The organism is Alicyclobacillus hesperidum (assembly GCF_900107035.1).
GTDB lineage: Bacteria > Bacillota > Bacilli > Alicyclobacillales > Alicyclobacillaceae > Alicyclobacillus > Alicyclobacillus hesperidum.
The window spans coordinates 1-4,909 of the sequence record NZ_FNOJ01000037.1; the positions used below are offsets into that span (position 1 = coordinate 1).

General features: G+C 51.9%; 6 protein-coding genes and 1 pseudogene. 1 reads left to right on the top strand and 6 read right to left on the bottom strand.

What is annotated here, in order from left to right; all coding sequences use genetic code 11:
- A partial coding sequence (locus BLU70_RS13970) for an IS3 family transposase (RefSeq protein WP_143027558.1) occupies nucleotides 1-235 on the top strand: 235 nt, incomplete at its 5' end.
- 83 nt (nucleotides 236-318) lie between these two features.
- On the opposite strand, the pseudogene BLU70_RS13975 reads toward BLU70_RS13970, so the two are convergent.
- The 6 genes and pseudogenes from BLU70_RS13975 to BLU70_RS14000 form a co-directional block, all read right to left on the bottom strand.
- Nucleotides 319-858: pseudogene (locus BLU70_RS13975) on the bottom strand (IS66 family transposase zinc-finger binding domain-containing protein); the annotation flags it as partial.
- Between the two features lie 45 nt (nucleotides 859-903).
- Nucleotides 904-1,233, bottom strand: coding sequence for an IS66 family insertion sequence element accessory protein TnpB (gene tnpB, locus BLU70_RS13980; RefSeq protein WP_006448185.1), 330 nt, complete (start codon nucleotides 1,231-1,233; stop codon nucleotides 904-906).
- Between the two features lie 26 nt (nucleotides 1,234-1,259).
- A complete protein-coding gene (tnpA, locus tag BLU70_RS13985) occupies nucleotides 1,260-1,592 on the bottom strand; it encodes an IS66 family insertion sequence element accessory protein TnpA (RefSeq protein WP_074693962.1) in 333 nt (110 codons plus the stop codon).
- 78 nt (nucleotides 1,593-1,670) lie between these two features.
- Complete coding sequence (locus BLU70_RS13990; RefSeq protein WP_074693964.1) at nucleotides 1,671-2,675, bottom strand: D-alanyl-D-alanine carboxypeptidase family protein; 1,005 nt, start codon at nucleotides 2,673-2,675, stop codon at nucleotides 1,671-1,673.
- Between the two features lie 135 nt (nucleotides 2,676-2,810).
- Entirely contained in the window at nucleotides 2,811-3,878 is a 1,068-nt protein-coding gene (locus BLU70_RS13995) for a DUF4179 domain-containing protein (protein WP_074693966.1), read from the bottom strand.
- Nucleotides 3,875-4,432 carry an RNA polymerase sigma factor gene (locus BLU70_RS14000; RefSeq protein ID WP_074693967.1) on the bottom strand — a complete coding sequence of 186 codons (558 nt, stop codon included), beginning with the start codon at nucleotides 4,430-4,432 and terminating at the stop codon, nucleotides 3,875-3,877. Before BLU70_RS14000 ends, BLU70_RS13995 begins: the two co-directional genes overlap by 4 nt.
- Nucleotides 4,433-4,909 lie beyond the last annotated feature (477 nt).

Below are 4,909 nucleotides of genomic sequence, written 5' to 3' on the forward strand. Positions count from 1 at the left end.
GAGCCGTAAAGGTAATTGCTTTGATAATGCGTGCATCGAGTCCTTTCACAGCATCATCAAGCGAGAGCTCGTCTACCTGGAAAAGTTCAAAACGAGAGAGCAGGCCATACAACGAATTTTCGAGTACATCGAGGTGTGGTACAACCGGGAGCGAGTTCACTCATCCATCGGTTATCTAACACCGGTTGAATGCGAAAGAAGATATTTCCAATCATTGAAGACCAAGGCAAGCTGAGCGGGACAAAAGTAATCATATCAGGATATTAAAACTTGGAATTTCTCCGTTCTGGAGTGTCCACTATATTGACTTAATACCACCACGTCTTGCGCTTCACAGTGCCGACAGGCGTACACGTACCGCACGTACTCGACTTTTTTCATCTGCGCCGGGATGATTTTCACACGTCGCGTGATCTCACGGCTCATCTCATGCAGTTCACCCGCACATTTCGGGCAGACTCGCTCGTCATCTGACAGTCGGTATTCGACGACCTCGTCCGCTTCACCCTGATACAGCCAGGCGTCACGCTCCCGCGCCGCACGAGGCTTCCGGCGCTCATACGTGATGGTCTCCGTCTCCACGCCTTCCGATGTCGCTTCCGCATCGGTTTCCCCGGTCTCTTCCGAAGGTTGGGCGTCCGCCTCGACTTCGGCTTCGTTGAACAGCGAGAACTGGACGCTGTCCGACTCCGCCTGGGTCTTGCGGCGCTTTTCGCTGGAAGCCCCAAATAGACGGTGACGGAGCAGATGGATCTGCTCCTCCAGGTAGACCACCTGTTGGCGCAATTGCTCCTTTTCCCGCTGCAGAGCTTCGTATTCTTGTTCGGTCATGAGGATGGTGCCGTTCTCGTAGGTCATGCCCTAAGCATTCGACGACCCAGATCCGATTCCTGCTGATGCGGCTTAAATCGCAGAATGGACACGCACAGCTCGATGCGCTTTCGGCTGCTCGAGCGGTAGGCCATCCAGGAGCCAGTTCAGCTCTCGCCGTGTGATCACCATGATCTTGGCATCGCTTGTCTCTGGCCAATCGAATCGACCGCGCTCTAAGCGCCGATAGTACAGCCAAAATCCGTTGTGCGACCAGTGCAGGATTTTAAGCTTGTCCCGTTGCCGATTGCAGAAGACAAACATGCATGGCGAAAACGGATCGAGCTGAAACGACGCCTGAACGAGCGCGGCGAGTCCGTCAATGGATTTGCGCATGTCTGTGGCGCCACAGGCGAGATACACGCGGTGATCCGAAGTCCAGTCGAAGGCTAGCAAACGTGCATCACGAGCCGAATGAGCTCAGCAAGCGTCGAGGCGTCGTAGCCAGGATGGACGTCAATCTCGACCGAACCCACGCGCAGGGTCAGGGGCGAACGGCCTGCGTCCGAAGGTGAGGAGGTTGTCACGACCGACACGAACGTCGTGTCGTGCGTGCCAGGTGCGGTTTCGTATCGTAGTCGACGAAGCCAGTACCAGAACTGATGAGGTTTCAGACCGTGCTCAGCGCAAAACTGACTGGCGGACTGGCCGCTGTCGTAGAAGGCAGCGATACGTTCACGCCAAAGTTCACGACGCTCCTGGTGAGACATGTGCTCTCGCATACAAGAACCCTCCCGTGGCTTGATGATGACATTTTCAAGCAGTGGGAGAGCAAATGCTATGTGAGGTTGATTTGACGTTTACGTCACGTTTGCTGAAGGGGTGCCTAGACTCTGTATCAAGCTGCGCCCTGCTTTCAATGCGGCGGATAAAGAATCAGTTTCGTTGGCACCAGGTTGTCCAAGCACAACGGCGATCACTTCAACCTGCTTATGGTCGTACACTCGGTCTGCGGCTACCGCCATATTCCCAATGTGCTCCAGGTTACCTGTCTTGAGCCCCGTAATGCCATCTTGCCCAAGATCTGAATTTGTATTGTTAATCTGACCAACAAGCGGAAAGGGGGCGCTTGTCATTCCCACAATTTCCTGTATGGTTGGTGATTTCATGACGGCATATGACACCTTCAGTTGGTCAAGTGCAGTGCTGACGGTCTGTGCGCTGACTCCAGCCGGATCGGCATAGTATGTGTTGGTCATTCCCAAACGATGGGCTTCCGTATTCATCTGGTTGACGAATGACGGCACACTGCCGGACACCCAATTAGCAAGCATGACGGCCATGTTGTCTCCAGATGGCAACAACAATCCCTCCAGCATCTGCCGCTCTGTTAGCGTCTCTCCAGCAACGACGTTTACACACGAATCATTCTCTGCATAATCCTCGTTGTAGATTTGTACGTCCTGTGGTGTCACCGTATAAGTAGGGCCACTCTCGTTCGGACCGAGTGGATATTTTTGCAGCACGACGAATGCGGTCATCATCTTCGTTAAACTCGCTATCGGAATCGGTGAATTCGCTCCGTAGTGCCCCCTCAAGTGTCCGTCGATCATCACGGCTGCCTGACCACTCTGCGGCCATGCAACACCTGTCAACGAAGGCAAAGATGGCTGATTCGTCAGGACATGATGTACCGTATTATACGAAGCCCACTCTGCTGTGTTGGCATCGCCTTGCAAGACGGGGAGAAGTGGAAGTTTGAAACCAGTGATCATCAAACCGAACATGACCAGAATACCGACAAATGCAGCTCCAATCCTGGGCTTATGGCGGCCTTTCTGACTTCGTTCCACTCGTTGATTCATTTGATGGCCACCTTCTTTCAAAATTGATTTGGGGTAACAGATGAGTCCTGATGGGCATAGTGAATCACCGCCCCTGCGGTCACTAGCCGATTTAAGGGGCGGGATGTCACACTTGTACCTAAGAAAACTTCCCTATCAATTGATGGGTACAGTCACATTCAGTTGGGACAAATGTGGTAAGAACCCTGAGCCACTGTATGGGACAGGCCCTGGCGTCGATCCAAACCATACGGGTTCAACAGGTATGGACTTGACGTTGCTTGGCGGAGTCTGGACTTGAAGCGTGAAGTCCCACACAGCCTCATTACCGACAACCTTTTCATCCGGGACTGAACCAACGAATGAAATCCCGCCCGTGATATTCGAAGCGGTTCCAAACTCAAACGTCCGGTCCGACATCTCATATTTTGGATGACCATTCGCTTGTAAAGGTTGGCGCATTTCCATGGAGATCGTGGTGAATGCCGGTCCTTGGCTTACCTTTGTTGCGGTCAAGGTGATACCGTAAGCCGAGCTGCTGACACCTGTCAAAGTTTTGGACTGACTTGCATTGGTAACCGCAATACTCGACACCGGAATGGATAGCATCCAATTCCCTTGCACAGAGCCCACTTGATGAATTGGGATCGTCAGCGTTCCGCTTTGCGGGAACTGATGGGAGGACAGGTTCCACTCCATTTTCCCACTGTATATGTTTGATGAGACAGCCGAATCATCTCCTTGCACACTCTCGAAGGAAACCGCTCTTCCGTTCAAATTGATTTCACTCGGCGGACGAACCTGCGATCCCGCCAGTGATTGATACCCAGATGGCACTTGGATCTCATACGTAATGTCCAACTGGTTGCCGTCATAATAGGCCCGTGGGACCGAAATCGTGATCCCTTGGTCTGTTGCGGATACATCATTCGTCGTCGAATACTGGTTCATCTGTGGCACATTGAACGAGTATAGCGCTCCAATCACCGGAATTTTGTGCAGTGTAGCAGCCATTGCTGGTGACACAAATCCAGACGCTCCAAACACTACGACCAGGCAGGCTGCTGCACCCAGTCCATATAACCCCGTATGCCGCTTCTTCTTCCCCCGTGCTCCCGACTGCTTTCCGAATTCCGAACCCCGAGCAACTTGGTCCCACGTCACGGGTGTCACCTCGATTCGAGAAGCATCCTCCACCAAAGCCTTGCGGATCTGATCTGTCATCTTTGAATCCCCCTTCCAATACGTACACTAGGGTCTTGATCATCTTGACCGATGACATTGGATAGCACCCGTCTCGCACGATTCAATCGATATTTCAGCTTTCCGAGCGTCCAACCTACCGCATTGGCTGCTTCTAATTCCTTGAGTCCATTGAAGTGAACGAGTACCACGGCCACTCGCTCGTCGTAAGTCAATTTACGCATGGCTTCGTCAATCATCATCCGTCTGTCTGCGTTGTGCATTGGTTCATATCGGCCCGTCAACTGTACGGAGTCGATGTCCAATACACTCTTGCGTTTTCGTACTCTGTCGAGTGCAGTGTTCACCAGGATTCGGTAAAACCAGCCTTGAAACGCTCCGACATCCCGGATGCGTTGGCGCTGGATATAGAGTTTCAAAAACGACTCCTGGGCGGCTTCTTCAGCATCATGCTGATTGCGCAAGATGAGCCAGCAGGTTCGTACTGCCGAATCCCAAGTCAATTGGAATAGTTCGGAATAGGCTTGTTCATCTCCGTTGCAAACACGTTCGATGAGATCTTGGGATATTTCCACTCGTTTCACTCCTTCCACAACTATAGGACGTAACGAGTTTCGAAATCGTATGATGTTAAAAAAAGGTTCTTCTGAAGGATGACAGCGTATGCGTATGTATGGTGTCCCGATTTACGAGCACGGAGAAGGAAATCGAGTAGGAGGGGGCGCCTAGCCCCCGACCTCTCACACCACCGTACAAGCGGGTCCGCATACGGCGGTTCACAAAGCACTACGAAGTTTCAAGTATCTCGCCTGTAAACTCCTCAAACCAAGTTGTTCAAAGTAGGTCTTGTTCATAGCGTTGTTCAAGTTTCTCGCCATTTCCCAATATCCTCGTCGCGAGTTTGCCATCATAAATGCTATCCAGTCCGGTTGTCCGAGCGCGCGCAGCTCACGAAGTTGGTATTAAGTCAATATAGTGGACACTCCAGAACGGAGAAATTCCAAGTTTTAATATCCTGATATGATTACTTTTGTCCCGCTCAGCTTGCCTTG